At 57.2% G+C, this 26,844-nt stretch carries 19 protein-coding genes and 2 pseudogenes; 10 read left to right on the forward strand and 11 right to left on the reverse strand.

What is annotated here, in order from left to right:
* Nucleotides 1-35: 35 nt before the first annotated feature.
* Entirely contained in the window at nucleotides 36-494 is a 459-nt protein-coding gene (locus AC1DIG_RS05600) for an REP-associated tyrosine transposase (RefSeq protein WP_477766490.1), read from the reverse strand.
* 624 nt (nucleotides 495-1,118) lie between these two features.
* Here AC1DIG_RS05600 and AC1DIG_RS05605 point away from each other — a divergent pair.
* Nucleotides 1,119-2,545, forward strand: a pseudogene (locus AC1DIG_RS05605) (amino acid permease).
* Nucleotides 2,546-2,592: 47 nt separating this feature from the next.
* Here AC1DIG_RS05605 and AC1DIG_RS05610 read toward each other — a convergent pair.
* Entirely contained in the window at nucleotides 2,593-3,717 is a 1,125-nt protein-coding gene (locus AC1DIG_RS05610; protein ID WP_477766491.1) for an OpgC family protein, read from the reverse strand.
* Nucleotides 3,718-3,996: 279 nt separating this feature from the next.
* Between AC1DIG_RS05610 and AC1DIG_RS05615 the strand changes: the two genes are divergently transcribed.
* The 5 genes from AC1DIG_RS05615 (at nucleotide 3,997) to AC1DIG_RS05635 (ending at nucleotide 10,229) form a co-directional block, all read left to right on the forward strand.
* Nucleotides 3,997-4,377 carry a GtrA family protein gene (locus tag AC1DIG_RS05615; RefSeq protein ID WP_477766492.1) on the forward strand — a complete coding sequence of 127 codons (381 nt, stop codon included), beginning with the start codon at nucleotides 3,997-3,999 and terminating at the stop codon, nucleotides 4,375-4,377.
* Complete coding sequence (locus AC1DIG_RS05620) at nucleotides 4,374-5,315, forward strand: glycosyltransferase family 2 protein (protein WP_477766493.1); 942 nt, start codon at nucleotides 4,374-4,376, stop codon at nucleotides 5,313-5,315. Before AC1DIG_RS05615 ends, AC1DIG_RS05620 begins: the two co-directional genes overlap by 4 nt.
* Before the next feature lie 39 nt (nucleotides 5,316-5,354).
* Nucleotides 5,355-6,860: a glucosyltransferase domain-containing protein gene (locus tag AC1DIG_RS05625; RefSeq protein ID WP_477766494.1), complete on the forward strand. Its 1,506-nt coding sequence runs from the start codon at nucleotides 5,355-5,357 to the stop codon at nucleotides 6,858-6,860.
* On the forward strand, nucleotides 6,854-8,371 hold the full coding sequence (locus tag AC1DIG_RS05630; RefSeq protein WP_477766495.1) for a glycosyltransferase family 39 protein: 1,518 nt from the start codon (nucleotides 6,854-6,856) through the stop codon (nucleotides 8,369-8,371). Before AC1DIG_RS05625 ends, AC1DIG_RS05630 begins: the two co-directional genes overlap by 7 nt.
* 169 nt (nucleotides 8,372-8,540) lie before the next feature.
* Nucleotides 8,541-10,229: a glycosyltransferase family 39 protein gene (locus AC1DIG_RS05635; protein ID WP_477766496.1), complete on the forward strand. Its 1,689-nt coding sequence runs from the start codon at nucleotides 8,541-8,543 to the stop codon at nucleotides 10,227-10,229.
* On the opposite strand, the gene AC1DIG_RS05640 is transcribed toward AC1DIG_RS05635, so the two are convergent.
* The 7 genes from AC1DIG_RS05640 to AC1DIG_RS05670 all read right to left on the reverse strand — a co-directional run bounded on the left by AC1DIG_RS05640 (nucleotide 10,176) and on the right by AC1DIG_RS05670 (nucleotide 21,293).
* Entirely contained in the window at nucleotides 10,176-11,786 is a 1,611-nt protein-coding gene (locus AC1DIG_RS05640; protein ID WP_477766497.1) for an FMN-binding glutamate synthase family protein, read from the reverse strand. The genes AC1DIG_RS05635 and AC1DIG_RS05640 overlap by 54 nt on opposite strands.
* Before the next feature lie 234 nt (nucleotides 11,787-12,020).
* A complete protein-coding gene (locus AC1DIG_RS05645) occupies nucleotides 12,021-12,821 on the reverse strand; it encodes a helix-turn-helix transcriptional regulator (protein WP_477766498.1) in 801 nt (266 codons plus the stop codon).
* A gap of 82 nt (nucleotides 12,822-12,903) precedes the next feature.
* Nucleotides 12,904-14,310 carry an ATP-binding protein gene (locus tag AC1DIG_RS05650; protein WP_477766499.1) on the reverse strand — a complete coding sequence of 469 codons (1,407 nt, stop codon included), beginning with the start codon at nucleotides 14,308-14,310 and terminating at the stop codon, nucleotides 12,904-12,906.
* Entirely contained in the window at nucleotides 14,307-16,118 is a 1,812-nt protein-coding gene (locus AC1DIG_RS05655; protein WP_477766500.1) for a DAHL domain-containing protein, read from the reverse strand. Before AC1DIG_RS05655 ends, AC1DIG_RS05650 begins: the two co-directional genes overlap by 4 nt.
* Nucleotides 16,115-17,074, reverse strand: a complete 960-nt coding sequence (locus tag AC1DIG_RS05660; protein ID WP_477766501.1) for a cytochrome-c peroxidase — start codon at nucleotides 17,072-17,074, stop codon at nucleotides 16,115-16,117. Before AC1DIG_RS05660 ends, AC1DIG_RS05655 begins: the two co-directional genes overlap by 4 nt.
* A gap of 44 nt (nucleotides 17,075-17,118) precedes the next feature.
* Nucleotides 17,119-18,990, reverse strand: a complete 1,872-nt coding sequence (locus tag AC1DIG_RS05665) for an EAL domain-containing protein (protein WP_477766502.1) — start codon at nucleotides 18,988-18,990, stop codon at nucleotides 17,119-17,121.
* Entirely contained in the window at nucleotides 18,987-21,293 is a 2,307-nt protein-coding gene (locus tag AC1DIG_RS05670) for a GGDEF/EAL domain-containing response regulator (protein WP_477766503.1), read from the reverse strand. The genes AC1DIG_RS05665 and AC1DIG_RS05670 overlap by 4 nt, the downstream gene beginning before the upstream one ends.
* Before the next feature lie 262 nt (nucleotides 21,294-21,555).
* On the opposite strand from AC1DIG_RS05670, the gene nosR reads away from it, so the two are divergent.
* From nosR to AC1DIG_RS05685, 3 genes are all read left to right on the forward strand, one after another.
* Nucleotides 21,556-22,890: a response regulator c-di-GMP phosphodiesterase, NosR family gene (gene nosR / locus AC1DIG_RS05675; protein ID WP_477766504.1), complete on the forward strand. Its 1,335-nt coding sequence runs from the start codon at nucleotides 21,556-21,558 to the stop codon at nucleotides 22,888-22,890.
* A 79-nt stretch (nucleotides 22,891-22,969) separates the two neighbouring features.
* Nucleotides 22,970-23,404, forward strand: coding sequence for an NUDIX hydrolase (locus AC1DIG_RS05680; RefSeq protein ID WP_477766505.1), 435 nt, complete (start codon nucleotides 22,970-22,972; stop codon nucleotides 23,402-23,404).
* Between the two features lie 5 nt (nucleotides 23,405-23,409).
* Nucleotides 23,410-23,907 carry an N-acetyltransferase family protein gene (locus AC1DIG_RS05685; RefSeq protein ID WP_477766506.1) on the forward strand — a complete coding sequence of 166 codons (498 nt, stop codon included), beginning with the start codon at nucleotides 23,410-23,412 and terminating at the stop codon, nucleotides 23,905-23,907.
* A 134-nt stretch (nucleotides 23,908-24,041) separates the two neighbouring features.
* Here the strand turns inward: AC1DIG_RS05685 and AC1DIG_RS05690 are convergent.
* A pseudogene (locus AC1DIG_RS05690) lies at nucleotides 24,042-24,185 on the reverse strand (LysR family transcriptional regulator); the annotation flags it as partial.
* Between the two features lie 150 nt (nucleotides 24,186-24,335).
* On the opposite strand from AC1DIG_RS05690, the gene AC1DIG_RS05695 reads away from it, so the two are divergent.
* Entirely contained in the window at nucleotides 24,336-25,676 is a 1,341-nt protein-coding gene (locus AC1DIG_RS05695; RefSeq protein ID WP_477766507.1) for a hypothetical protein, read from the forward strand.
* Between the two features lie 226 nt (nucleotides 25,677-25,902).
* On the opposite strand, the gene metR is transcribed toward AC1DIG_RS05695, so the two are convergent.
* Entirely contained in the window at nucleotides 25,903-26,820 is a 918-nt protein-coding gene (gene metR, locus AC1DIG_RS05700; RefSeq protein WP_477766508.1) for a transcriptional regulator MetR, read from the reverse strand.
* Nucleotides 26,821-26,844 lie beyond the last annotated feature (24 nt).

The raw sequence follows: 26,844 nt of genomic DNA on the forward strand, positions 1-26,844 counted from the left end.
CCACGGGTTCTGTGTTTGGTTCCAGATTTGGATGTTCACAGCCAGCTTGCATCCCAGAGCGAATAGTCTCCGATGTTTTCCACCAACCCGGCCCGCAATGGGTTGGCGACGATGTATCGGGCGAATGGGCGCAGGTCTTCACCGTCGCGTATTGCCCTGTCGTGGTAACCGCTTTGCCAGAGTGGTCCGTGCCGTCTCAGGGTTTTGTTCACTATCAGGGTGCAACGTGACTTGGTAGATCCCACCACGTGACTCAGTTGGTGATCTTGCAGTTCCAGTAACCAATGAAAGTGATCGGGCATTACTACCCAGGCCAATGAACTTACCTGGCCTTGGTCGTGAGCTCGTCGCAGTTCAGCGACAAGCAGGCGTCCTATCCGCCAATCGGAAAATATGGGTTGGCGATTGTGAATGACTGCAGTGATGAGATATGCGCGTCCAGCTTCGGAATATCGACCGAGCCGCAGGCGGTGAGAGTTTGGTTGGCTTGGCAATCCATTGCCTCCTGAATTCATCTTTGTGATTAACGCTAGCGCTCTATTGGCGGTTCCGGCGCTCTACTTGTTGCGTGAATATTCTGAATACAAAGCAGGACTCATGTGGCGAGGGGGCTTGCCCCCGTTCGGCTGCGCAGCAGTCGTAGATCTGTTACACACCGTGTGTCTGAAGAGCTGGGGATGCAGGTTTTGGGGCCGCTTCGCAGCCCAGCGGGGGCAAGCCCCCTCGCCACAGGATGACCTTCAGTATTGAGTGAGGGGTGAAAGGTGCGGGCTAGAGCTATCAAGCCGGTAAATACGGCCTAGGTAGGGGCATGACGCTGCACCATTGCTGTGCAATACTCGCTGCCGCTTCACTGGCGAGTTCACGGCTGAATCCCAGGTAATGCCCCTCCGCAAGGACCGCTTTTTCCGAGAGTTCTGGCTGAATCTTGTCATTTATAGAGTGAAAAGCCCTGCATGGAGCTTTTTATACTGCACGCCCCCGCTGATCTTGCAGGTTTTGTCCTACAGGACGGATCGACCCACGAAGTGGATCCGGTTTCAGGAAGTTCAGGCTTACCGCTCCGGGCTTCGACACTCGGTGGTCATATCCAATAACAATATGGAGGTTGTACCCCTATGCCCGTTGGCAATCACCAGCCCCTCGGCGAGACCGCTCACGGCGGCCCGCTCAAACGCGAACTCGGCGAACGGCATATTCGCTTGATGGCGCTCGGCGCCTGTATCGGTGTCGGTCTGTTCCTCGGTTCAGCCAAGGCCATCGAAATGGCCGGCCCGGCAATCATGCTGTCTTACATCATCGGTGGCCTGGCGATCCTGGTGATCATGCGCGCCCTTGGCGAAATGGCGGTGCACAACCCGGTCGCCGGCTCGTTCAGTCGTTATGCACAAGATTATCTCGGCCCGTTGGCAGGCTTCCTCACGGGCTGGAACTACTGGTTCCTGTGGCTGGTGACCTGCGTCGCGGAAATTACCGCGGTGGCGGTGTACATGGGCATCTGGTTCCCTGATGTGCCGCGCTGGATCTGGGCGCTGGCGGCGTTGGTGAGCATGGGTTCGATCAACCTGATCGCGGTCAAGGCCTTCGGTGAGTTCGAGTTCTGGTTCGCCCTGATCAAGATCGTCACCATCATTGCGATGGTGATCGGCGGTGTCGGTGTGATCGCATTCGGCTTCGGCAACGACGGCGTTGCGCTGGGGATTTCCAACCTGTGGAGCCATGGCGGTTTCATGCCCAATGGTGTGCAGGGTGTGTTGATGTCCCTGCAAATGGTGATGTTCGCCTACCTGGGGGTCGAGATGATCGGCCTGACGGCCGGTGAAGCGAAGAACCCGCAGAAGACTATTCCGAATGCCATCGGCTCGGTGTTCTGGCGCATCCTGTTGTTCTACGTCGGCGCGCTGTTCGTGATTCTGTCGATCTACCCGTGGAACGAAATCGGCACTCAGGGCAGTCCGTTTGTGATGACCTTCGAGCGTCTGGGCATCAAGACCGCTGCCGGCATCATCAACTTCGTGGTGATTACCGCCGCGCTGTCGTCCTGCAACGGCGGTATCTTCAGCACCGGGCGCATGCTTTATAGCCTGGCGCAGAACGGCCAGGCCCCGGCCGCTTTCGCCAAGACCTCGAACGGCGTGCCGCGTCGCGCCCTGTTGCTGTCGATTGGCGCGCTGCTGCTGGGCGTGTTGCTCAACTACCTGGTGCCGGAAAAAGTCTTTGTCTGGGTTACTGCCATCGCGACCTTCGGTGCGATCTGGACCTGGGTGATGATCCTGCTGGCGCAGCTCAAGTTCCGCAAAGGCCTGACCCCGGCTGAACGTGCCGGTCTCAAGTACCGCATGTGGCTGTACCCGGTGAGTTCCTACCTGGCGCTGGCGTTCCTGGTGCTGGTGGTTGGCCTGATGGCCTACTTCCCGGACACCCGCGTCGCGCTCTATGTGGGGCCTGCATTCCTGGTGCTGCTGACGGTGCTGTTTTATGTGTTCAAGTTGCAACCGACCAACGTCCCGCAGGGTGCGGTGCGCTCGGCTTCGTAATCGTATGAGGCTGTAAAAGCAAAAGCCCCGGTCGAGTGACCGGGGCTTTTTGGTTTCAGGCGGCTACCACTTGCGCCGGTCGGTTCAGCCGTTTGTTCCAATCCAGCCACGCGGCCAGTACCGCCATCAATCCCGCCCCCAGCAGGGCGCTGAAAATCTGCATGAGCAACGCATCACCGGCCAGCGAGTTGAGCATGTCCGCCAACGGCGCCAGCAGCACACCCAGACAAAACACTTCCAGCGAATAACGGCCCATGCGGCAGCTTTGCCGCGCCAGCCAGTTTTGCGTCCAGCCGCTGTTGGGCAAGAGTTTGGCGATGACGTAAGCCAGTGCCAGAAAGTGCAGCAGCCGCGCCGGTGACAGGTTGGTCTTGCTGATCGGGTACAGCCATTCGCCAAGCATCCGGGGCATGAACGCGTCATGCACCGTCGGCCATTTCCACGACACTGCGATCAGTCCGGTGATCAGCAGATAGGTCGCTGCCGCAACAAACAGTGGCTGATGTGGCAAGGCGCGGGTGTCCGGTACAGCGAGGCGCTGACCATGAATCGCCGCTGCACCTCCGAGGATAAACAGCAACTGCCAGGCCATCGGATTGAAGAACCACACGCCACCGTCAGTGGCCGCCAGGTTCCATTGAAACCACGGCGCCAGCATGTACAGCACCACCGACAACCCGACCACGTACTCGGCCTTGCGCAGCAACATCGGCAGCATCAGCGGCAGCCCGAGCAACAGCAGAATGTACAACGGCAACGGGTCCATCAGGTTGGGTTTGAAGCGCAGCAACAACTCATCGACCAAGGCCTGCTGCGGGTTGCTGAGGAAGTATTGCAGGCCCATTTCCTGGACCAGGTCACGGGTTTCCACGTGACTGTTGGCGAAGAACACGATGCCCATCAGCACCGCCAACAGAAAGATATGCGCCACGTACAGCACCCAGGCGCGGCGCAGGATTTTTACCGTCGCAACCAGCAAACCATCGCGTTGGGCAATCTTGCCGTAGGCCAGCACCGCCGCGTAGCCCGCCAGAAACACGAAGATTTCCGCCGCATCGCTGAAACCGAAATTGCGCACTGTGAAATGGGCGAGGGGGTTCTGCGGCACGTGATCCCAGAAAATGAAGATCAGCGCCAGTCCGCGAAAGAAATCGATACGAAGGTCGCGTCCTTGGGTCATGACAACGGGCTCTTGAAAAGGGGGGGTAAAGAGTGGTCCGCGGCGCAAAGGGTTGTGCGCCGCACATCGGCGGCGCGCAGGGTGGCGTGATTTGGCGGTAATTGCAAAGGCGGGCTATTACCGGATGTCTCTGCCGCAGGAGCAGCAGGGTGGGACACATCGATGATGGCTGAAGTGAGCCTTTTGGCCATTGGTCTAATCGTTGGCTGGAAAGTAGACAAGTGAGGCAGGGGTGCCAAGCTCTTTTCAGAGCGCGCGTTCAAACTGGAAACAAACGCAATGAACTTGAGAGCCGCATTTCACGGTTTCCCCAAATTCGTGTCGGTTGGCCTGCTGAATACGTTGATCCACTGGTCGACGTTTTTTGTTCTGCACACAGTCATGAGTTTTCGCCAGGCACCCAGTAACTTCGTGGGTTTTTGCCTAGCCGTTTCATTTTCCTTTTATGCCAATGCGCGATACACCTTCAAACAAAAAACCAGTCTTCTACGGTATTTGCTGTTTGTCGGGTTCATGGGCGTGTTGAGTTATGGCGTGGGGTATGTGGCGGATCAGTTGCTGCTGCCGGGGTTGATGACGTTGGTGGTCTTCTCGGGTATCAGTCTGGTCTGCGGTTTTTTGTACTCGAAATATGTCATCTTTCGGGGGCGTAAACAGTGAAGATCTCGCTGATTGTTCCAGTGTTCAATGAAGAACAGGCGATTAACCTGTTTTATCAGGCGGTTCGTCAGGAACTGTCGATCGCTGATTGCGACGTCGAGATCGTGTTCATCAATGACGGCAGTTCCGACCAGACCGCTGCGCAGGCCAAAGCCATCGCGCTGGCTGACGAGCATGTGCTGGTGATCAATTTTTCGCGCAACTTCGGCAAGGAGCCCGCGTTATTTGCCGGGTTGGAGTACGCCACCGGCGATGCGGTGATACCGATGGATGTCGACTTGCAGGACCCGATCAATGTGATCCCGTTGTTGATCCGGGAGTGGCAGAACGGGGCGGATGTGGTACTTGCCAAGCGCCACGATCGCACCGCCGACAGCTATATGAAGCGGCACAGCGCGGCATTGTTCTATCACCTGTTGAACAGGATCGCTTATACCCGGATAGAAGAGAACGTCGGTGATTTTCGGTTGATGGACCGCAAGGTCGTGAACGTGATTCGCACGCTCCCGGAGCACCGGTTGTTCATGAAGGGCATCCTCTCGTGGGCGGGCTTCAATACCGCCGTCGTCGAATACGATCGGGCCGAACGCGTGGCGGGCACCACCAAGTTCGATATCTGGAAACTGTGGAATCTGGCACTGGAGGGGATTACCTCTTTTAGTACGGTGCCCTTGCAGTTGTGGACGTATATCGGTAGCGCCATTTCCCTGTTTGCAATTGTCTATGCCATTTACATGGTGCTGGACAAGATTTTCTTTGGCAATAACGTACCGGGTTACCCTTCGTTGATGACCGCCATTCTATTCCTGGGCGGTGTTCAACTGATTGGTATCGGCATATTGGGTGAGTATGTGGGTCGGATTTATATTGAATCGAAACACCGACCGAGGTACGTGGTGAAAGATATTGTGGGTGGCAAAGGTCAGCGCGAATCGTAAAAAAACAGGTGAGGCCCGGGCCGGGAAAGGAGCGCCAAAATGAAGGTGGCGAGTGTATTGAGTAGGGAGTTGCTCGGCCGTGAAGTGTTTGTGTTTTTTTTACTCGCCACTCTTGTTTATGTACTCCCCCTGATACTGGTTGATTATTACTATATAGATGATAACTGGCGGTCCTTGGCGGCCGGTACTGGCTGGACGGAGCAGGGGCGGTTACTGGTCGAGCTGTTTTACAACGTCTTGAGCTTCACCTCGGGTGCACCCGACCTGTTCCCCTTACCCCTGCTGATCGCCACGCTTGCCATGGCGTTTGCCTTGACGAAACTGACGATGCATTACTACAAAATGCCCAGTGTTTCATGTTGTCTGGTGTTCCTGCCACTGTGGTACAGCCCGTTTTTTCTACAGAATTTATCTTATCAATATGACGGGCCGGCAACAGTGTTGAGCCTGGTGGCGGTGATCTATGCATTGGTATTTCAACATAAAGCTGGCGTCGTTCAGGTACTGGTGCCCGGCGCATTGATTGCAGCGGGGCTCAGTTTGTATCAACTGAGTATCAATGTGTTTTTGGGGTTGTGCTGCATCGAGTTCGTGAGAGCTCTTGATAATAAGGAATCCCTTGCCTGTTTGTTATCAATGGCAGGAGCGAAAGCCTTGCAGTTGGTGGCAGGCGTGATCATTTATTTTTTGTTGGCCTATCCACTCATGACCCATGAGCGCCTGGAGATGATTCCGTTTAATACGAACGGGCTATTGTTGATCCTGAACAATGCAGGTGTGTTAGTCGGAAAAATCGGATTGCTTTTTCAGGGCGGGAATCGTTGGCTGGCGTGGATGGTGCTGGTGTTTGCTGTCGTTGGAGGAGGGCGGGTTGGGCGAAATATTACCCAGGGGAAAGAGCCGTCGTTAAATAAGATGCTTTTGTTTTTTTTGTATTTCCTTATGGTTTTATTCCTGGTTTTTCTGGTGTCAGGTTCGGCCCTGTTATTCAGGTTTTTCAATGAGGGTGCCAGAACCCTGTTGGGTTTTGGCGTGCTGCTGGTATTTTTGTTTTACCTGGCTCATCAGTGGTTGGTGACGGTTGACGCCAGGCTTGGTGTTGCATTGATTGTGCCGTTGCTCAGTATGCTGTCGATGTCATATGCCTATGGACGGGTACTGAATCTGCAGAAAGAGTTTGGGCTGAATGCTGAATTCAATATGGCCTATGATATTGCTTCCCATCAACGCTTGCGCGAAGCGAAGCGGATATACATGTCGATTAACTATTCAAACAGTTGGTTGCTCAGCGCCAAGGGAAGTTTTGAGCGGATCCCGGTGCTGAAATACATACTTAATATTGATTTTTACATGTTGTCTGAAAACCTGCTCAGGGCGGGCATTACCAATGTCGTTATTGAAGATGAGCGGAGGAATGCGACGCTGGTAGGGTATCAAAGGTACACACCGGTGGTGGACAGTAAATTCTACTCTATGTACCTGATTGGCGATTATGGCTTTATCGTTATGAAGGAAGTGCCCTCTTCTGGAGAAGACAAGTGGTAAGGAAAATCGATGGCTCAACTATCAGCACGCTCCAGAGTACGTGCTGGATACTGCTGATTATTCTCGTGGCGGCAGGGGTGCGTTTTTACGCCTTGAGCCAACCCGCTGTCTGGGCCGATGAAGGGTTTACCTTGCTGTTGAGTTCTTATTCGCCTTCTCAAATCCTGTTCCATACGGCCCGGGATGTGCACCCGCCGCTGTATTATCTGCTGTTGCATGAATGGATGAATGTGTTCGGAAATGGCGTTTTTGCTGCTCGAAGCCTGAGCGCACTGGCGGACGTGGTCACCGTCGGGCTCGGCATCTGGCTGGTTTGTCTGGTCAGTACGCGACGGGCGGCGATGCTCGCCGGAGTCATGTTGGCGTTACTGCCCATAGCGGTACGCTACAGTCAGGAAGTTCGCATGTATGCATTGCTTGCGCTGTTAATGATAAGCGCGACGATTGCTTTCGTTTACTGGGTAAAAGGCTCAGGCAGTCATTGGCTGCTTGGCGTCTATGCGTTGCTGATGGTCGCGGGACTTTATACTCACTATTTTGCCGCGGTGTGCATGGCGTCACACTGGGCCTGGCTGTTGGTATCGAGGTTTAAGTGCAAGTTGTTAGCGCCTGCATGGTGGGTGGCCAATGGAACGGTCATTTTACTGTTCATGCCCTGGGTTCCGAGCCTGATGAACCAGTCAAGGTTTTCCGGGTTTAACTGGATAGCGCCGCTGGATGTTCCTACGGTGGTGTCAGCGCTCTGGCAGTTTGTGAGTTATAGCGATGGGCCAAAAGAATCAATCTGGCTGTTCTACAGTGTGCCGTTATTGATGTTGCTGGTATCAGCAGTGATTGTCATGCGGGACACGAGTGAGAAAAAACTCGGCACGTTGCTCGTCATGTATACCTGGTGTCCATTGGTATTGATTGCAGGGGTCTCACTGATTCGACCACTGTTTGTTTACCGTTATTTTGTGTTTGCTGCGCTGGGCTTTCCGATGATCCTGGCGGTGGCACTGGATGCACTGTGGGGGCGCGCAAAAACGTTGTTTTTTGTCTTGTTGCTATTGATAGTGTCGATGGAAAGTGTCGGGTTATATAACGTTCATCAACGGGGCCATGTTGTGTATGCCGAAGTCAACAAGGTCGATGTGTTGGCGGAATACATCAATGCCTCTGCTCGACCTGATGACGGTGTCGTGGTTGCCAACAGGTTTCTTTACTATCCCTTTGCGTACTACAACAAGACCGGCGTGATACCGAGGCTTTATACACCGCCGCAAAAGGACGGTACTTCCGGACGTCCCGACGGCTATCTGACTTCGACACTGACTCAACAAAACGCAGATAAGGTCTATCTCGATAATCTCGAACGCCTGACGCCGAGCTCAGGTCGGGTGTGGGTGTTGGACGGCCGTGGTGACGGGGCACAACAGGTCGTTATCCCTGAAAGCTGGCGGCTGCTCGATGCTTTTACCCAAGGGGATGGGGACGTCCGATTATTTTCAGTGAGTCCCGGAATTCCGTGAAGACCAAAAAAAAACAATCCGGGGCAGCTCCTTTGGCTAGCCTTTACCGATGACAGCAGGCCGTTTTATCGAGAGTGTTTAGCGTAAACACGGATTCACGATGACGCTGAGTCGTCCGTGGACAGGCACCTGTTTCTATCAGGTTTACGTTGTCGGGGGGGGGGGGGATATGCGCTTTCTGCGTCGTGACGATACGGGGTTTCTATCCCTGCGCTCATCGGTAGATAACGGTGGGTGGGTGCTGGTCATGATGCTCGCGGTTGTTGTTCGGTTTTATTGCATCAGCCTTCCTTATTTCTGGACCGATGAAGCGTTCTCGGCGTTGGTGGGGGTTCAGTCGCCGGAGCGTATCTGGTTTCACCTGGGGCATGACGTTCATCCGCCACTGTATTTTTTAGTGCTCCATGCCTGGATGGCGGTTTTTGGTGAGGGTGTGCTTGCGATTCGGACCTTGAGTGCGCTCGCGGGGGTGGCGACAGTCGCGTTGGGTATATGGCTGATGCGATTGATCAGCACACCAAGGGTGGCCTTGCTGGCCGGGTTGTTTCTGGCCTTGTTGCCGATATCTGTTCGCTACAGCCAGGAAGCCCGGATGTACACGCTGGAGGGGGTATGGCTGCTGGGCGCAACCATCGCCTTGGTCTATTGGCTTAAAAGCGCTCGCAACCGGTACCTGATGAGCTATCTCGTGCTCATGACAGCCGCGTTATACACCCATTACCTGGCTGTTTTATGTTTGTTGTCTCACTGGTTATACCTCGTTGTCTTGCGTCTTCAGCGAGATAAAACCCTTCACTACCTTTCGCGGCCAATGTGGTGGGGCACGAATGTGGCCATTGTTGTTCTTTATATTCCCTGGTTGATCAGTCTGGGTAATGAGCTGTTTTTAAATACGGAGCAGCTAAAGACCGGAGGGGATATTTTCTGGATCCCTGAATTGACGATCTATACGTTGCCTTCAGCGGTCTGGAAGTTTTTAACGGTGAAGAGTGGACTGGAGTTTGCCAGCCCGGTTTATGTACTGCTTCCGGCGCTGGTAATGGTATCGGTGGTGTGGGTCGGGCTCAAGGAAAGAAGCCGGTTGAAATTTGAGCTGTTACTGGTTATCTACGTGCTGTTGCCGGTGTTGATTGTCTTTGTGGTGTCATTCGGTTTCCCCATCTTTGTTGAGCGGTACATGGCATTTGCGGCGCTGGGCTTGCCGATGATTGCGGCGTTGGCAATCAGCCGGCTTGCCCGTCGTACACGTGCCCTGGCGTGGATATCTGTCCTGTTGATGGTCGGTGTTCAACTCTTTGGACTCAATACAATCTATCAACAACAAGATGATCTGGATGATCCACGCAACGCATCCCAGTATCCGCTTGACGACATTGTGTCGCGTATCAATGAGAACGTGATCGCAGGCGATAACATCATTGTGGATGGTGCGTACTGGTATTACAGCGTCGCTTACTACAATCGCTCCGACATTCAACCACGGCTGTTTCAGGCGCCCTGGGATAACAGCACGGCTCACCGACCTAACGGTTATGGTGCGTCCACGTTGATTTACCAGGACCGGGATAAAGTCTTTCTCGACAACCTTGTCAGCGTATCGCCCGACATCAAGCGAGTGTGGTGGGTGACATCGACGCGCCTGGCGGATGATGAAAACCATTTTCCAGGCAATTGGCAGTGTGTGTTCGCGCAAGGCGCGGGGGACATGGAGCTTCGACTCTATGTCACCCGCGCTTCCGCAGAGCAGACCATCACCACCACCGGCGGCTGTGCTACTCAGCCACCTGATAGTCGCGTGTATGCGTTACACGGCATTGGCCTCAAAACTGTCGGCCCGAGCCATCTGCCACATCCGTGAATAGAACTCGCCGTTCACTTCCCCGGTCAGCAACTCGCCGGGTTTGAGGAACACATGCAATTGGGAGAACAGTTTGATCTCGGTGGCTGACATGCGCCGTACCAGATGTTTGGCCGACAGTTGCGACGGGTGTTCGAGGCCTGCCGCAGCGAGCATTTCGGCCAGGGCCTTGAGCGTGCTGCGATGGAAGTTGAACACGCGCTGGGCCTTGTCCGGTACCACCAATGCGCGTTGGCGCAGGGTGTCCTGAGTGGCGACGCCGGTCGGGCACTTGTTGGTGTGGCAGCTTTGCGACTGGATGCAGCCGATGGCGAACATGAAGCCACGGGCCGAGTTGGCCCAGTCGGCGCCAATCGCCAGGACGCTGGCGATGTCGAAGGCACTGACGATTTTGCCGCTGGCGCCGAGTTTGATCTTGTCCCGCAGGTTCAGCCCCACCAGGGTGTTGTGTACGAACAGCAGGCCTTCACGCATCGGCACGCCGATGTGGTCGGTGAACTCGACCGGCGCAGCGCCAGTACCGCCTTCCTTGCCGTCGACCACGATAAAGTCCGGCAGGATGCCGGTTTCCAGCATGGCCTTGGCAATGCCCATGAACTCCCACGGGTGGCCTAGACAGAACTTGAAGCCCACCGGTTTGCCGCCCGACAGCTCACGCAGTTGCTTGATGAAGTGCATCATTTCGATCGGCGTGGAGAATGCGCTGTGGCGGGATGGCGACACACAGTCCTGGCCCATCGGAACGCCACGCGTGTCGGCAATTTCCTGGGTCACTTTGTGTTTGGGCAGGATGCCGCCGTGGCCGGGTTTGGCGCCCTGGCTCATTTTGATTTCGATCATCCGCACTTGCGGGTCCTGAGCCTGGGCGGCAAAGCGTTCCGGGTCGAAGCGTCCGTCGGCGGTACGGCAACCGAAGTAACCGCTACCCAGTTCCCAGGTCAGGTCGCCACCGTGTTCGCGGTGGTAGGGGCTGATGCTGCCTTCGCCGGTGTCATGGGCGAAGTTGCCGAGTTTGGCGCCCTGGTTGAGGGCGCGGATCGCGTTGGCGCTCAGTGAGCCGAAGCTCATGGCCGAGATGTTGAAGACCGAGGCCGAGTACGGTTTTGTACATTGCGGACCACCAACGGTCACCCGGAAATTGCTCGGGTCACTTACGGGGGCTGGGCGCATCGAGTGGCCGATGAACTCGAAACCCGATTGGTACACGTCGATCAGCGTGCCGAAGGGTTTATCGGCGCTTTCGTTCTTGGCCCGCGAATAGACCAACGAACGCTGGGCCCGGGAGAAGGGCAGGGCATCGCTGTCGGATTCGAGCAGGTATTGGCGGATTTCCGGGCGAATGCCTTCGACCAGATAACGGATATTGCCCAGGATCGGGTAGTTGCGGCGTACCGCGTGAGGGCTTTGCAGCAGGTCGAAAATACCCAGCAGGCTCAGCAGGCCAGTGACGATGGAGATTGGCCAGAGCCAGTCGTATTCAAGAAACGGCAGGCTGGCGAGGGTGAAAATCACACAGACGGCAAAGAAGGCGTAGCGGCTCAGGAGTGACAGGCTCATACGGTTTCCTTGGGTTCGGACTCAATCAGTTATTGGATCTACTTCGTAGCAGCTGCCGAGCCTGCGAGGCTGCGTTCGGCCGCACAGCGGTCGTAAAATCATGCAACGCATTGTTTCAGGCAAACCGCGTACACAGATTTGCGAGGACTTCGTCCTCGAACGCCGCCTCGCAGGCTCGACAGCTGCTACACGGGTGCGGCTCGGCACCTATGTCAATCGCTGGCCAGCCAGCGACTACGTGTTTTGTGCCTGGAGAAATATAGAGAACAGTTCGGACTGGGATTTGATCCCCAGCTTGCTGTAAATGTGTTTCTTATGGACTTTCACGGTTTCGGCAGAGATTTCCAGCTTACGAGCGATTTCCTTGCTGGAGCAACCGCTGAGCATCCAGCGACCGACGTCCAGCTCTCGGGCTGTCAGTTGTGTGCCCTTGAGCTGTTTCACCGAAGCTTCGAGACGCAAGCGCCAGTCGCTGTGTTGGGCCGGTTGCGCAGGCGTCAGTGTTTCATTGATCTCAAACGGCAGGCGCTGACGCATCAGGCTCGACACCCAAGGCTGGATCAGTGACAGCAGGGCTATTTGTTCGCTGCTGAAACGCTGCTTGCTACCCAGCGAAAGGCACAGCGTACGGTCACCCTCAAGTTGGCAATTGAACTGGATTTCGTCGGCCACCACATTCAGACGAAAGTAGCGCTGGTAATACTCGGTCAGTTCGAAATGCTCCGGCGCCACCTCGGACAAACGGTAGAGGCCGGTGCGCGATTGTTCGCGGCAGGCGATGTAGAAGGGGTCCAGCAGGAACAATCCCATGAGGTAGTCCTGAAACAGCTGGTCCGGGCTGCCGCCCTCGCTCGGGCTTTCGGCGAACACCTGCGGGTGTTGATCGTCATTGAAAAGCAGCGCCACCCAGCTGTCGAAGGTCACGTACTGATCCAGCAGGCGCAGCAGTTGCGTCCAGAAATTGGGTGTGTCCAAGGCGTCAATCAACTGCCCGACCGAGCGGTGCCAGGCGATGTCTTCCAGCGAGAGTTTCATTCGTCGATCCCTATCGGCCGATTTGCTGCGGTGCATACTGGCGCACAGGGACTGGCCGGGCAATCACCGAAAGATCGCAGATTCAGGTGACGAGGTTTGACTGGCGGATTGGCAGTTCGATCCGAAAGGTGGTGCCCACCCCGACTTCGCTGCGCACGGTAATGTCGCCACGATGCTTTTTCACAATGCCATAGGACAATGACAGGCCTAATCCGGTCCCCTGGCCCACCGGTTTGGTGGTGAAGAAGGGATCAAAGATTTTCTGCAGGTATTCGGGCGCGATGCCTGAGCCGGTGTCCGCCACTTCGAACCAGACCTTTTCCCCGGCAACCCCATTGCTCAGGGTAATGGTCCCGCGTTCGGGGCCCATGGCCTGGGCGGCGTTGACGATCAGGTTCATGATCACCTGATTGATCTGCGAGGGCAGGCACTCGATTTCGGGAAGCGTCTGATACTGCTTGATCACATCGGCCTTGTATTTGAGTTCGTTGGCGACAATGTTCAGCGTCGAATCAATGCCCGTTTGCAGGTTGACCGACTGCCACTCCTGGCTGGCATCCACGCGTGAGAAGTCCTTCAGGTCCCTGACGATTTGCCCGACCCGGTTGATGCCGTCCTTGGACTCCTTGATCAGCAGCGGAATGTCTTCGCGCAGGAAGTCCAGTTCTGCGTCTTTGCGCAATGTTTGGAGCTGTTCGAGAAGTTCAACGGAGCCAATGGCTTTTTCGGCCCCTTGATAGGCGTCGAGCATGCCCTGCAACTGCTTGAAGTAACCCTCCAGGGCGCCGAGGTTCGAAGAAATGAAGCCAATGGGGTTGTTGATTTCATGGGCGACACCGGCTGCCAGTTGTCCCAGGGACGCGAGTTTTTCCGACTGTATCAACTGGCTTTCGAGCAGCTTGCGTTCGTCGATCTCCTGTTGCAGTTCGACGCTCGCTTGCTGGAACTGCCGGGTCCGTCGTTCTACCAGGTGCCCCAAATGATCCAGTTGCACACTGGCGCGTTCGGTCATGTCCCATTTGCTGGTCAGGGTATTGGCCATCTGCTGGACTTCGATGTTGTCGAAGGGTTTTTTCAGGATCAGCAGCCGGTCGTGGGCCTGCAAGCGATTGAGCAGTTCATCCCAGGAGTAGTCGGAATACGCGGTACAGACCACCACCTGCAAACGCGGATCGGCTTGCCATAAGTGCTCGATGGTTTCGGCGCCATCCCAGCCCTGGGGCATGCGCATGTCGACGAACGCTAGCGCATAAGGGCGATTGTCCTGTCGGGCCTGGACCAGTTTGCCCAAGCCTTCCTGGCCAGCATAGGCCGAGTCCAGTTCGAAACTTGTGGTCGTTGTCTTGATTTGCGTACCGAACAGCGCCGACTCCATCTCGTCCAGCTCGCCGTGTTGCGGCAGCTCAGGAGTCAGGATCTTGCGAAAGTCGTCATGGATCGACGGGGTGTCGTCAATCAGCAGGATGCGTCGATTCGATGACTCGCTCATGTTTCACCTTCAGCGATTTTCAGGGGGATCTTCAAGGTAAACAGTGCACCTTTTCCCGGACCGTCGCTGTGGGCCGTCAGGTGCCCATTCATCTCGATGGCGGCGAGGGCGCAACTGTGCAGACCAAAACCGTGACCTTCCTTGCGCGTGGTGAAACCGTGGGCAAAGATCCGGGTCATGTTCTCGGCCGAGATACCTTCGCCTTCGTCCTTGACGCTGACCTGCAGCGTTGCGTCGTCGACCACCTTGACCCCCAGGGTCATTTCCCGGGGACGGTCGCTGAGGTCGGACATGGCGTATTTGGCGTTGCTGATCAGGTTGATCAGGATCAGCAACATCCGGTGTTTATCGCCCATGACCGTGGGCACTTCGGCGTAGTCCTTGACCACGGTGACATGGTGGCGGGTCAGGGCGCCCGAGTTCATGCGCAGGGCGTCTTCAAGCAGTTCGCTGACTTGAAGTGGCTCCATCAGGCTATTGGCCCCGGCGTAGGACTGCTGGGTGGCAACGATGTCCTTGATGTGGTCAACGCTTTTGCTCAATTGCGCCAGTTCGTCGGTAATGCCCTGCTGCTCAAGGGCAATGGCATCCACCAGTTGATTCAGGTAACCGGGCAGCAATTTGCCTTTTTCGTCTTCGGTGATGAAGTGCCCGAGGTCGCCCTGGTGCTCGTTGATCAGTTGCATCGCCTTGCCCAGCCCCAGCGCCTTGCTGTTGCGCAGTTTGCGGGTGACCAGGTCGGCGGAGATATTCACGCTGTTGAGCACGTTGCCGACGTTGTGCAGCACGTTGGTGGCGATCTCGGCCATCCCGGCCTGGCGTGCGGTGTCCAGCAGTTCGCTTTGGGTGTCCTTGAGTTCACGGGTGCGTTCTTCGACCCGCTGTTCCAGGCTTTCATTGGCGGCTTGCAGATCCCTGTTGACCCGGTTGATTTCCGCAAAACTGCGTAGCAGCCGGATGGTCATAACCAGCAACAGCAGAACCAGCAGCGCTGAAAACACCAGCATGTACAGGTGATATCGCTGCTCGTTCGCGTCGATCAATTGCTCGTCTTTATTGAACAGGTCGGTGATGTCGTCCAGGCGTGCAGCCACCGGTATCGCTTCGATCCGTGTCAGGAGGCTGTTGACGATCGGTTGTTCGCGCAGGATCAACGCGATGTGATTGCCCAGAATGTCTATCGGCTCATGAAATTTATCGGGCAGGCGCAGTTTGTTCACCGCCAGTTTGTTCTGGCCTACCAGGATGTCGGCGGCCCTCTCGTCATTGGTGACCTGTGCGAACTCCAGACTGCTGAGTAACAGGTCGTAGGTGTCGGTGGCGATGTTCTGCAGTTGCAGTTTGTCGTGATCCGGGAGGTGGGCGAGCTGGTTCTGGATATCGTCTTCGGCAGTCGGCAAGAAAGCCAGGGAGTTGCGCAATACCGCGTTATGGGATTTGAACTGCTCTACCAGGCGGGTCTTTTCCTTGATCAAAGCGAGGTAGGCGTCATAACGGGCCTGCCAGATTGCCGAGTCACTGTGCTCGTGGGCGGGTTCGATAGTCTCGAATTGTTGCCACAGGCGAGTCATCTCGGTCAGGGGCGCGACCAGCGGATCGTAGTCATGGCTGATGGCGATCCTGGCCTTGAGAATCTCGGTTTCCCATTGCGCGTTGAGTTGCTTCATCCGACCGATCAGGTCTCGAGCGTCGGGATAGCTTGAGGCCGGGTCGGAGCTGGACTTTATGTACAGGAACACCAGTGTGGAAGCGAGCAACAGGGTGATGCCGCTGAGCAACAGCAAACTGAGTCGACGGGACACTTTCATAAGGGTTTGCCTCCCCACTCGCCGGTCAGGGTCTTGAGGAATTTGATGATCAGGGCCTTGTCTTCTTTGGAGGGGATGCGTCCCAGCTGGAACTCGAACATCACATCAACGGCGTCTTCGAGGGTTTTCGCCGTGCCGTCATGAAAGTACGGCGCGGTCACCGCAACGTTGCGCAGGCTGGGGACCTTGAACACGTTGCGGTCTTCCTCGTCCTTGGTCACCAGGTAGCGGCCCAGGTCCGATTCGGTCGGGTTGCCCCGTGCCTGGAAGTAATCGCCCATCACCCCGAACTTCTGGAACATGTTGCCGCCGATGTTTACCCCTTGATGACAGGCGATGCAGCCGTAGTCCTTGAAGCGTTGGTAACCGTATTTTTCATCGAGGCTGAGAATGTCGGTATTGCCCTTCAAGTACTGGTCGAAACGCGAATTGGCGCTGAGCAGTGTGCGCTCGTAGGTGGCCAGGGCGTTTTGCACATTGGCCGCCGTGACCCCATTGGGATAAGCGTTGCCGAACGCCGAGTTGTAGGCCGGGTCAGTGGCCAGCATTTGCACCACGTGTTCCCAGTTGCTGCCCATTTCAGTGGGACTTTCCACCACTGCGTGAGCCTGGTCTTCCAGGGTCGCGGCGCGACCGTTCCAGAACTGCCGGAAGTTCAGGCTGGCATTCAACACGCTGGGGGTATTGATGCTCAGCGGCTGGCCGTTGAAACCGATGGAAAATGCCTTGTTGTCGGCGCCGCCCTTTTCCAGGCGATGGCAGCTGGCACAGGACAGGCTGTTGTTGACCGACAACCGTGTTTCGTTGAACAGCTGACGACCCAGTTCGACGCGCTGAGGGTCTTGCGCAGGTACCGGTGGCAGCGGTTTGAGGGGTTCGTCCAAAGGCTCGGCGCTCGCCGTCAGGCAGAGTCCGAGCATCAGTGTGGTGAGCAGCGTGAATCCATAGGGTGACATCTGATGATTCCTTTGCCGGGTGCCTGCACTGTTGGAGCGTCGGTCTACGTGTGCGGTAGTGTCTGCTGGCTGTCGGTGAGCAACTGTACGAATTCCTGGGGGAGTACGGCTTTGCTGAAGAAGTAACCCTGACCTTCCTCACACTGAAGCGCCTTGAGAAAGTCCAGTTGTTCCAGGGTTTCCACGCCTTCGGCGATGATATTGAGGTTGAGGCTCTTGCCCAGGCTGATGATGGCGCTGACCAGCGCGGCGTCGTTGTTTTCGGTGCTCAGCCCACGAACGAATGACTGGTCGATTTTCAACACGTCGACCGGGAACCGTCGCAGGTAGCTCAGGCTGGAATAACCGGTGCCGAAGTCATCGATTGCCAGGCGCACGCCCAATGCCTTGATGGCGTGCAAGGTTTGCACGGTGGCCTCGACGTTCTGCATCAGCACGCTTTCAGTGATTTCGAGTTCCAGCAGCGTTGGGTCGAAGCCGGTCTGCTCGAGGATTTTCACGATACCGTCGACAAAGTCGCGCTGACGGAAGTCGATGGCGGAAACGTTGACGGACATGCTGATCGCCGGCAATCCGGCCAGTTGCCAGGTGCGGGCCTGTTGGCAGGCCTGGGTCAATACCCATTTGCTCAGGGGAACGATCAGCCCACTGTCTTCGGCCACCCCGATGAAGTCTGTTGGGTACACCCAGCCGTGACCGGGTTTGAGCCAGCGGATCAAGGCTTCCGCACCGACCACTTTGCCAGTGCGCAGATCCAGTTTGGGTTGGTAATGCACGACGAACTCATTGCGCTCCAGCGCCAGGCGGATGCCGGACTCGATACTTTGCTGTTCACGGGCGCGCTGATTCATGTCGTCGGTGAAAAAGCGGAAACCGTTGGTACCGTTCTCCTTGACGTTGTGCATCGCCGTTTCGGCTTTCTTGATCAGCGGCACGGCATCGAAGCCGTCGTCCGGGTAGATGCTGATGCCCAGGCTGGCGGTCACGCTCAGGTCATGGCCGGCGATGTGCTGCTGGGTGCGGATGGCGTTCAGCAGCTTTTCGGCAACCCCTTTGGTTTGCTGGGGATGGTTGATGTCCGCGAGGATTATCACGAACTCGTCGGAGCCATAGCGAAACACCGAATCGGACTCACGCACCGTGGCCACCAGGCTCTGGCCGACCCGTTTGAGCATTTCGTCACCCGTCGGATGGCCCAGTGCGTTGTTGATGCGCTTGAAGCGGTCGAGCCCCAGAAATATCACCGCGAGTTGTTTGTCGTGTCGCCGTGAAAGGGCCAGGGACTGGGTCAGCCGGTCACCCAGCAGGGTGCTGTTGGGCAGGCCGGTGAGTACGTCGTATTGCAGCAGATGAGAGACTTTGAGCAGTTCTTGAACGCGGTCCTCGATGGTGCGCTCCAGGCTGAGCATTTTTATCGCGGCGTCCTGAGCCATCTGCCATTTCCAGGTCAGGGCACTGGCCATCTGGCGGATTTCCAGGCTGTCGAAAGGCTTTTTCAGCACCAGCAACTGGTCGCCGAACGCCAGGCGTTCGGCCATCGCTTCCCAGGTGTAGTCAGAGAAGGCGGTGCACAGGGCAATTTGCAGGTGCGGGTCGACCTTCCAGAGTTGTTCGATGGTTTCCAGACCGTCCCAACCCGGCGGCATGCGCATGTCGGTAAATGCCAGGGCATAGGGCCGGCCTTCGGCCTGAGCGCGCTTGACCAGTTCCAGTGCTTCTTTGCCCTGGTAGGCGGAGTCGAGGATAAACGTCGGGCGAGAGGGTTGTTCAGAGCCAAACAGCAGTTTTTCGGTGCCGGCCAGCGTCTGCTCGTCTGGCGCGTCGGGACTCAGAATCTTGCGAAAATCATGATGGATCGAAGGCATGTCATCGATGATCAGGATGCGCCGGTTGGTGGGGGCGAGTGATGGTTTCATCCCCGTTCCTCCGGTGGCTGAGGCGAATCTTCGTACACTGGGTTTGTTTTGCCGGGGAAGGTCACTGGCACGATGCTGCCGGCCATCAGCAACGCCGCGGCCTGCTGGCTGCTGACGGCTTTGCTGAAGTAGTAGCCCTGAGCGTTCATTGGCGAGCCGGTGGAGATCAGCGAGCTGCGCTGTTCCTGGGTCTCGACGCCCTCGGCAATGATGCCGATCCCCACTTCGCGGGCGAAATTGATGATCGCGCGCAGGGTCGTGGCGCTGGCGGGATCGCGGGTTGCGGTGTCGATGAAGGCCTGGGCGAGTTTGAGGTGATTGACCCGATAGGTCTTGAGGTAGTCGAACGAGGAGTACTCGGTGCCGAAGTCGTCGATGGCTATTTTCACCCCCAGCTCACGCAGGCGTGGCAGCACATCGTTGTGGGTCCATTTGGTTTGCGCCAGCGTCGCTTCGGTGACGTCGAAGCGCAGGTCCCAGGGGCAGAGGTTCCACAGGGCCGTGGTGCGCAACACGTCGTAGATCAGGTCCGGACCGCTCTTGAGTTGGGCCAGAGAGAGCTTGATTGCAATCACCGGAGGCGCCATGCCTGCATCGCGCCACTGACGCATTTGCTTGCAGGCCCGATCCAGCAACCAGTGCCCCAGCGCGATGATCGCGCCGGTTTTTTCCGCCGCAGGCAGAAACATCTCGGGCTCCAGTAATCCACGTTCTGGATGACTCCAACGGACCTGGGCTTCCATGCCGAGGATTTTCCCTGTGCTCAGGTCGACTTCGGGCAAATAGTGCAGTTCGAGCTCATCGCGCTCGATGGCTTGTTTCAAATCGTTGGCAATGGAAACCCGATCGAGTACTTCCTGATTGATCTCCTCGGAGTGGAAGTGGTACTGGTTGCGGCCTTTTTCCTTGGAGCGGTACAGCGCCATGTCGGCCTGAGCCAACAGACTCTCGGCACTCAGGCTGGTACTGGAATAAGTGCTGATGCCGATGCTGACCGAAACCCGTACGTTGTTGCCATCGAGGGTGTAAGGCAGCACCAGTTCATCGCGGACCTTGCCCGCCAGGGCCGCCGACTGTGTCGGATCGCCGGCATCGAGCTGCACGATTGCAAATTCGTCACCACCCAGACGCGCCACGATGTCGTTTTCGCGGACGCAGGCCTTGATGCGCCGGGCGACTTCCTGCAACAGCAAATCCCCGATGGGATGGCCCAGGGTGTCGTTGATGCGTTTGAAATGATCGAGGTCCAGGTAGAACACGGCGAATGTTGCCGCCCCCCGACGCGCGGCAGCGAATGCCTGGTGCAGACGTTCGAGGAGCGTCGCGCGATTGGCCAGCCCAGTCAGCCCGTCGGTGCGTGCCAGCAGGGAAATCTTCTCTTCGGCCAGCTTGCGTTCAGTGATGTCGATGATGATGCCTTCGACTTCCAGCAAGCGTCCGTCCTGGTTACGCACCGGCACGTAGCGGTTTTCGACCCAGCGCCAGTCGCCGGTACCGGTGCGCAGGCGAAACTCGATGGACGCCCCCGCCGCATCCCGGTCGAGTATCCGCGCCATGGCATTGTCGACTTTGCCCTGGTCCTCGGGATGAATCAGCTCCTGAGCCCAGTTTGCCGACGCCACCAATTGTGCGGCCACGTGACCGAACTTGGTGATGTTGTGGGAGATGTACATCAACGGAAACGAGGGTTCGCCGCGCAGCCGGTACAAAATGGTCGGGCTGTTCTGCACGATGATATTGGCGTCGGACAGCTCGCGGGTTCGCTCTTCGACCGCCAGCTCCAGCAGGTTCATCTTTAATGCGGCGTCTTCGGTCATTTGCCATTTGACGGTCAGGGCGCTGGCCATTTGACGGATTTCGATGGCATCGAAGGGTTTCTTCAGGATCAGCAGGCGATCGCCCAGCTCCAGCCGTTCGGCGATATCGTCCCAGGAATAGTCGGAGTACGCGGTACACAGGGCGACTTGCAGCTTTGGATCGACCTGCCAGAGCCGTTCGATGGTTTCCAGACCGTCCCAGCCGGGCGGCATGCGCATGTCGATAAAGGCCATCGCATAAGGAAGGTCCTTGGCCAGGGCGGCTTCGACCTTGCCCAAGGCTTCCAGGCCCTGAAAGGCGCTGTCGAGCACGAAACCCACGTCTGAAACCACCACTTGCGTGCCGAACAGGGCTTCCTCGGTGCTGCTCAACGCATCGTTATCGAGCGCGTGGGGGCAGAGGATCTTGGCAAAGTCCTGATGGATGGAGGCGGTGTCGTCGACGATCAGGATCCGTCGGTTGTTCCGCGCATACGGTGCCTTCATTGCAATGCACCGTTGCAGATGACCCAGCGCTGCGTTGTGTTCATGCGGCATCCCTTCCTGATCACGGAGCGTTACAGGTGCAGATCTTGGATCCAGGTACCCAGAGCATAGTCTGCAGCTGTTGAGTTCGCCGCCCGCTGCGTGGCAAATCTATTGCGAACTGTGCTGAAAAACCGTCTAGCCTGTAGTTCAGGCCCAGAAGTAGGGGACATTTCCTTGGGCGCTCACGAAACGATTGGGTTGTTTCAGATGAGGTAATGCCATGGATGAGCTGCTTAAACCCCGAGTGCTACTGGTTGATGATGAGGAGTCGATTCTCAATAGCCTGCGCCGGCTGTTGCGCGGCGAACCCTATGAAGTGCTACTGGCCGTAAGCGGCGTCCAGGCGCTGGAGATCATGGCTCAGCAACCGATCGATCTGGTGATGACCGATGCCCGCATGCCCAACATGGACGGTGCGACCCTGCTGGCGCACATCCACGAGCGCTATCCCGATACCGTACGCATCCTGCTGACCGGCTATGCCGACCCGTCGATGATCATCAAGGCGATCAATGAGGGGCAGATTCACCGTTACATCAGCAAACCCTGGAATGACGAGGAAATGCTGCTGACGTTGCGTCAGTCGCTGGCGTATCAACGCTCCGAGCGCGAGCGGCTGCGTCTGGTGCAATTGACGTGGGATCAGAACGAAGAGTTGAAGCTGCTCAACGTGTCCCTGGAAAAACGCGTCGCAGCACGCACTGCCGAACTGCAGCAGACCGCTGACATGCTCGATCTGGCCTACGAAGAGCTCAAGCACAGCTATGTCACCGGCACCGAGGTGTTTTCGCTGCTGGCCAATCTGCGTTTGCCACCGGCCAAGCAAACCAACCGGCAAATCATCGATCTGGTGCGTATCTACTGCCAGACCCATGGGCTGGACGAGGCCAGCAGCCGCGACCTGACCATGGCTGCGGCGCTTTACAACATCGGCAAGCTGAGCTGGACCGACAGCATGATGACGACCCCTTCAGACCTGTTGCATCACGCCGAACGGGAGCTGTATCGCAGTTATCCGAAACAGAGCGAGTCGCTGTTGATGACCCTTGAGCCGATGAAGGATGCCGCGCGCCTGATCCTGCATCACCAGGAACGCTGGGACGGCAGCGGGTTTCCCGATCGCCTCAAGGGGGAGGCAATCCCTTTGGGATCGCGCCTGCTGAAGCTGGCGGTGGACTTCATCGAATTGCAGTGCGGGCTGATTCTTGAGCGAAACATGAACAGCGATGAAGCGCTGCTGTTCATCCGCAAATACACCGGGCGTCTCTACGACCCGGAACTGGTGGAGGACTTCGTTCAGGTTTGCGCCACGTACCAGCGCGATATCACCCTCGGCGATCCGACGGTCAAGGTGCTGGGCACCCGCGACCTGGCGGCCGGGATGGTGCTGGCGCGCAACCTCAATGCCGACAACGGCATGCTGCTGCTCAATGCCGGCAAGGTGCTCAATGGCCCGCTGGTGGAAAAACTCATCGCCTTCGAGGCGATGGAGGGCGCCAAGTACAGTGTGTTTGTCCATGTGCCAGAGGCGTCGCAAACGGCTATCTCCGTGTAGGAACGGTAGTTTTTCGAGGTGACGCGGAACCTGCGCTCATGTGATCCTTGGCTCTTTTGTCCAAGGCCATCGTTGATCCATGACGCTTTCATCCGCTGTTTCACCGCGCATCATCCGCATCGCCGCCGCCCTGCTGATCGGCCCGGACGGCCGAACCCTGCTGGTGCGCAAGCGCGGGACCCAGGCCTTTATGCAACCGGGTGGCAAGATCGAGGCCTGTGAGCAACCGGTCGAAGCGCTGGCCCGCGAGCTGGAAGAGGAACTGGGATTGGTCATCGATACCACTCAAGCGGGTTATCTGGGCAAGTTTTCTGCACCCGCCGCCAATGAGCCGGGGTGTGTGGTCGAGGCCGAGATTTTTCAGCTGGATATCCAGCAACAGGTCACCCCGGCAGCAGAGATCGAAGAAGTGCTGTGGGTTGATCCGCACAACGTCATTGATGTCATCCTGGCGCCATTGACACGGGACCTGATCCTGCCGTTTTATCGAACCTCCCTGACGGCTTCGGCCTGAAGCACATGACAATCCAGCGACTCGATGCCAGCCATGCACTCGCTTACCGGGCGCTGATGCTTGAGGCCTATGACCGTCACCCGCAGGCGTTCACGTCGAGTGTCCGCGAGCGCGCGGTGATGCCCTTGAGCTGGTGGGAGTCACGCTTGACCAGCCCGCTGGACGTGCTGTTCGGCGCGTTTGAAGACGGCGAACTGGTGGGCATTGTCGGCCTGGCCTTCGAGGCGCGGGAAAAAGCCCGGCACAAGTCAACGCTGTTTGGTATGTACGTGTCAGACACGGTCAGGCAGCGCGGGCTCGGCTACCAACTGGTTCAGGCGCTGTTCACTGAGGCTCGGGGTCGGCCGGGGTTGAAGCTGATTCAATTGACCGTCACTGCGGGCAATGACGCCGCATTGGCGTTGTACCAGCGTTGCGGTTTCGTGCAGTTCGGGCTTGAACCTCTGGCGGTGCGGGTGGGCGAAGAGTACTTCGACAAGATCCATATGTGGCGCGAGATCTGAAACCAGTGCGATTACCTGTGGGAGCGAGCTTGCTCGCGATAGCGGTGTGTCAGTCGCATCAATGCTGGATGTGCCGCCGCCATCGCGAGCAAGCTCGCTCCCACAGTTGATCGGCGTTGCCCGATCCATGTGAGTCAGCGCACCGCACTGACGCCATCCAGGGTCGAGAGCGAGGTGTCCTTGGCCGTGTCCAGCAGGCAGTCGCGCATGTACGGTGCGTCGAGCATGTCGGCACGGATTGCGGCATACAACGTGGCAAACAAACCTTTTTCGCTGAGGCCCTGGCCATCAAACACCTCTTGCCTCTGGTCGGAAACCTGTGTCTACCTGTTATTTCTGACAGTAGGCAGCGCATCGGTACTGGGTGTTAGATGAGCGTCAGCCCGGCCGCTCACGTTGCGGCGACTCTTGCGAGAAGGAGATTGCCTATGAACGTTCCAGTTATCGCTCCCCAAACACAAGCCCCTATCCCGGCTCTTGACCCGATAGAGGTCGAGCCGACGATCGGTAATGATCTGGATTCGTTCGGCACCATCGGCAAGTTCAGAGCACTGATCAATACGACGAAACTGCTGTCGAGTGACAATTTCTATGTCGAGCTTACTGGCGAGCCCGGCACCCCGGCAGGTGGACAGTCTAAAAGCCCCACGTTACCTCTGGGGTCGGCAAACCCCACCAGGTCGCTGAATCTGGACAAAAAGGTCGTTGCGTTCCTTCTGGGCAAAAAAATGGAGGTGACGTACACCATCATACGGGTCGGTGAGGCCAATGAAACCTCTAAACCGCCCCTGGTTCTCAACGTGCTTCCCCTACCAAAGAGCGAGTTGAAAGCAGCGCTCATCCTGGAGGCAGAGAACGCCGGTAACGGGCCCGGACTGGACCTGATCGGCAGTACCGCCGACCTCACGTTGCGCTTGAAAAGCTGGCCGCTGATTGCCGAAAAGCAACGGTGCTGGATTTACCTGGAAGGCAAGAAAGCCGGTAATGTCGATCACCTGTTCACCGTGTTGCAATCGGAGCCTGTGGATGGAAACTGGATCACTCTCGGTTATCGCGATGTGACGGTGCCTCGCAGCTATTTCGCAGAGTTGATCGACGGCTCGGAGCTGAAGCTCATCGTCAAAGTCGCGCTGAATCAGGAAGACGACGAGACCCAGGCGTTTGATTTCGAGGAGCGAATTTATACGGTCAAGAATGTCGCCGTAGAGAACCCCGAAATCACCGAAGTGAAGGACTCCTTAGGCGTGCCGATCTCCAATCCCGGCTTGGCCAGCAGTATGCCGTTGAAACTCAAAGGCACGATGGATTCGGTAGACAAGGTCAAGATTTATAACGGCAACACGTTGCTGGGTGAGAGCGAGCAGACGGGGGCCGCCACATGGGGGTTCGATACGTCGAAGTTGCCTCCCGCAACGTATGCGCTCCAGGCCATAGGGCAGGGTGGCAGTTCAGGCACATGGGACATTACGGTGGTGAATCCCGTGACTATCCGCTCCGTCGAGGAACTCAACGGTGGACGCTTGATCCCCCGTGACGGTTCAACCACTCAGCGCGATGTGATGTTCAGAGGAACAGCCCATCCCTTACTTGAACTTAGATTTGAATCGCTGAGTAGCTATGCGGGGAATACCACGGTGTTGCCAAATGGCGAGTGGAGCCATCGCGTTGGAACGCTACAAACTGGAAATGTCAGAATCTCGGTTGGCGCAGACGAACCCAAATATGGTTGGGGGTCAGATTTTTGGGCATTTGAAGTCAAGAAGCCGTAGTCAATGTGGACGTTAACCCCCAAAGCTTATCGAACTCGACATAGGTCGCACCAAGGGAAGTTTCCCTTCATTTACCGGACGACAGCTTTTCAAGCTCCGTGTGATGGCCAGGCAGCGGCTATGGCTCAAATGCCTGGAAATTTACTGTGGCAGTGAGGTAGAAGAAGACTCTGCCAGACAGAAAAAGCCAGTGGAGAGTTGTTCCCTCCGCTGGCTTTTTATTGAGTCAGCGCACCGCGCTCACCCCATCCAGGGTCGAGAACGAGGTGTCCTTGGCCGTCAGCAGGAAGTCGCGCATGTACGGCGCGTCGAGCATGTCGGCGCGAATGGCCGCATACAGCGTGGCAAACAAACCTTTCTCACCCAGCCGTTTGGCCTTCACGTAACCCCGTGAACTGTACTCATGCAGCGCCCAATGCGGCATGCCGCAGACGCCACGACCGCTGGCCACCAGTTGCATCATCATCACCGTAAGCTCCGAGGTGCGCACTTGTGCCGGTTCGATGTCGGCCGGCTCCAGGAAGCGGGTGAAGATGTCCAGTCGATCGCGTTCCACCGGGTAGGTAATGAGGGTTTCGCTGAGCAGGTCTTCCGGGACGATGTACGGCTTGTTCGCCAACCGATGCTGGTTGGCCACCGCGAGCATCGCTTCGTAGGTGAACAACGGCACGTAGGTAATCCCGGCTAGCTCCAGCGGGTCGGACGTTACTACCAGGTCCAGGTCGCCACGGGCCAGGGCCGGCAGTGGGGCGAAGGAGAAACCCGACGCCAGGTCCAGCTCGACTTCCGGCCAGGCGTCACGGAACTGGTCGATGGTCGGCATCAGCCACTGAAAGCAGCTGTGGCATTCGATTGCCATGTGCAGCCGTCCGGCGGTGCCACCGGCCAGTCGTGCGATGTCGCGCTCGGCACCGCGCAGCAGCGGCAGGGTCGCATCGGCCAGTTGCAGCAGGCGCAGGCCGGCGCTGGTGAAACGCACCGGTTTGGTTTTGCGCACGAACAGTGGCATGCCCATGCGCTCTTCCAGCTCTTTGAACTGGTGGGACAGGGCGGACTGGGTCAGGTGCAGACGGTCGGCGGCTTCGACCAGGCTGTCGGCCTCGCGCAAGGCGTGCAGGGTCTTCAGGTGACGGATTTCGAGCACCGGGGTCTCCATGAATAGATTTTG

Source organism: Pseudomonas sp. 05N431 (assembly GCF_056397005.1).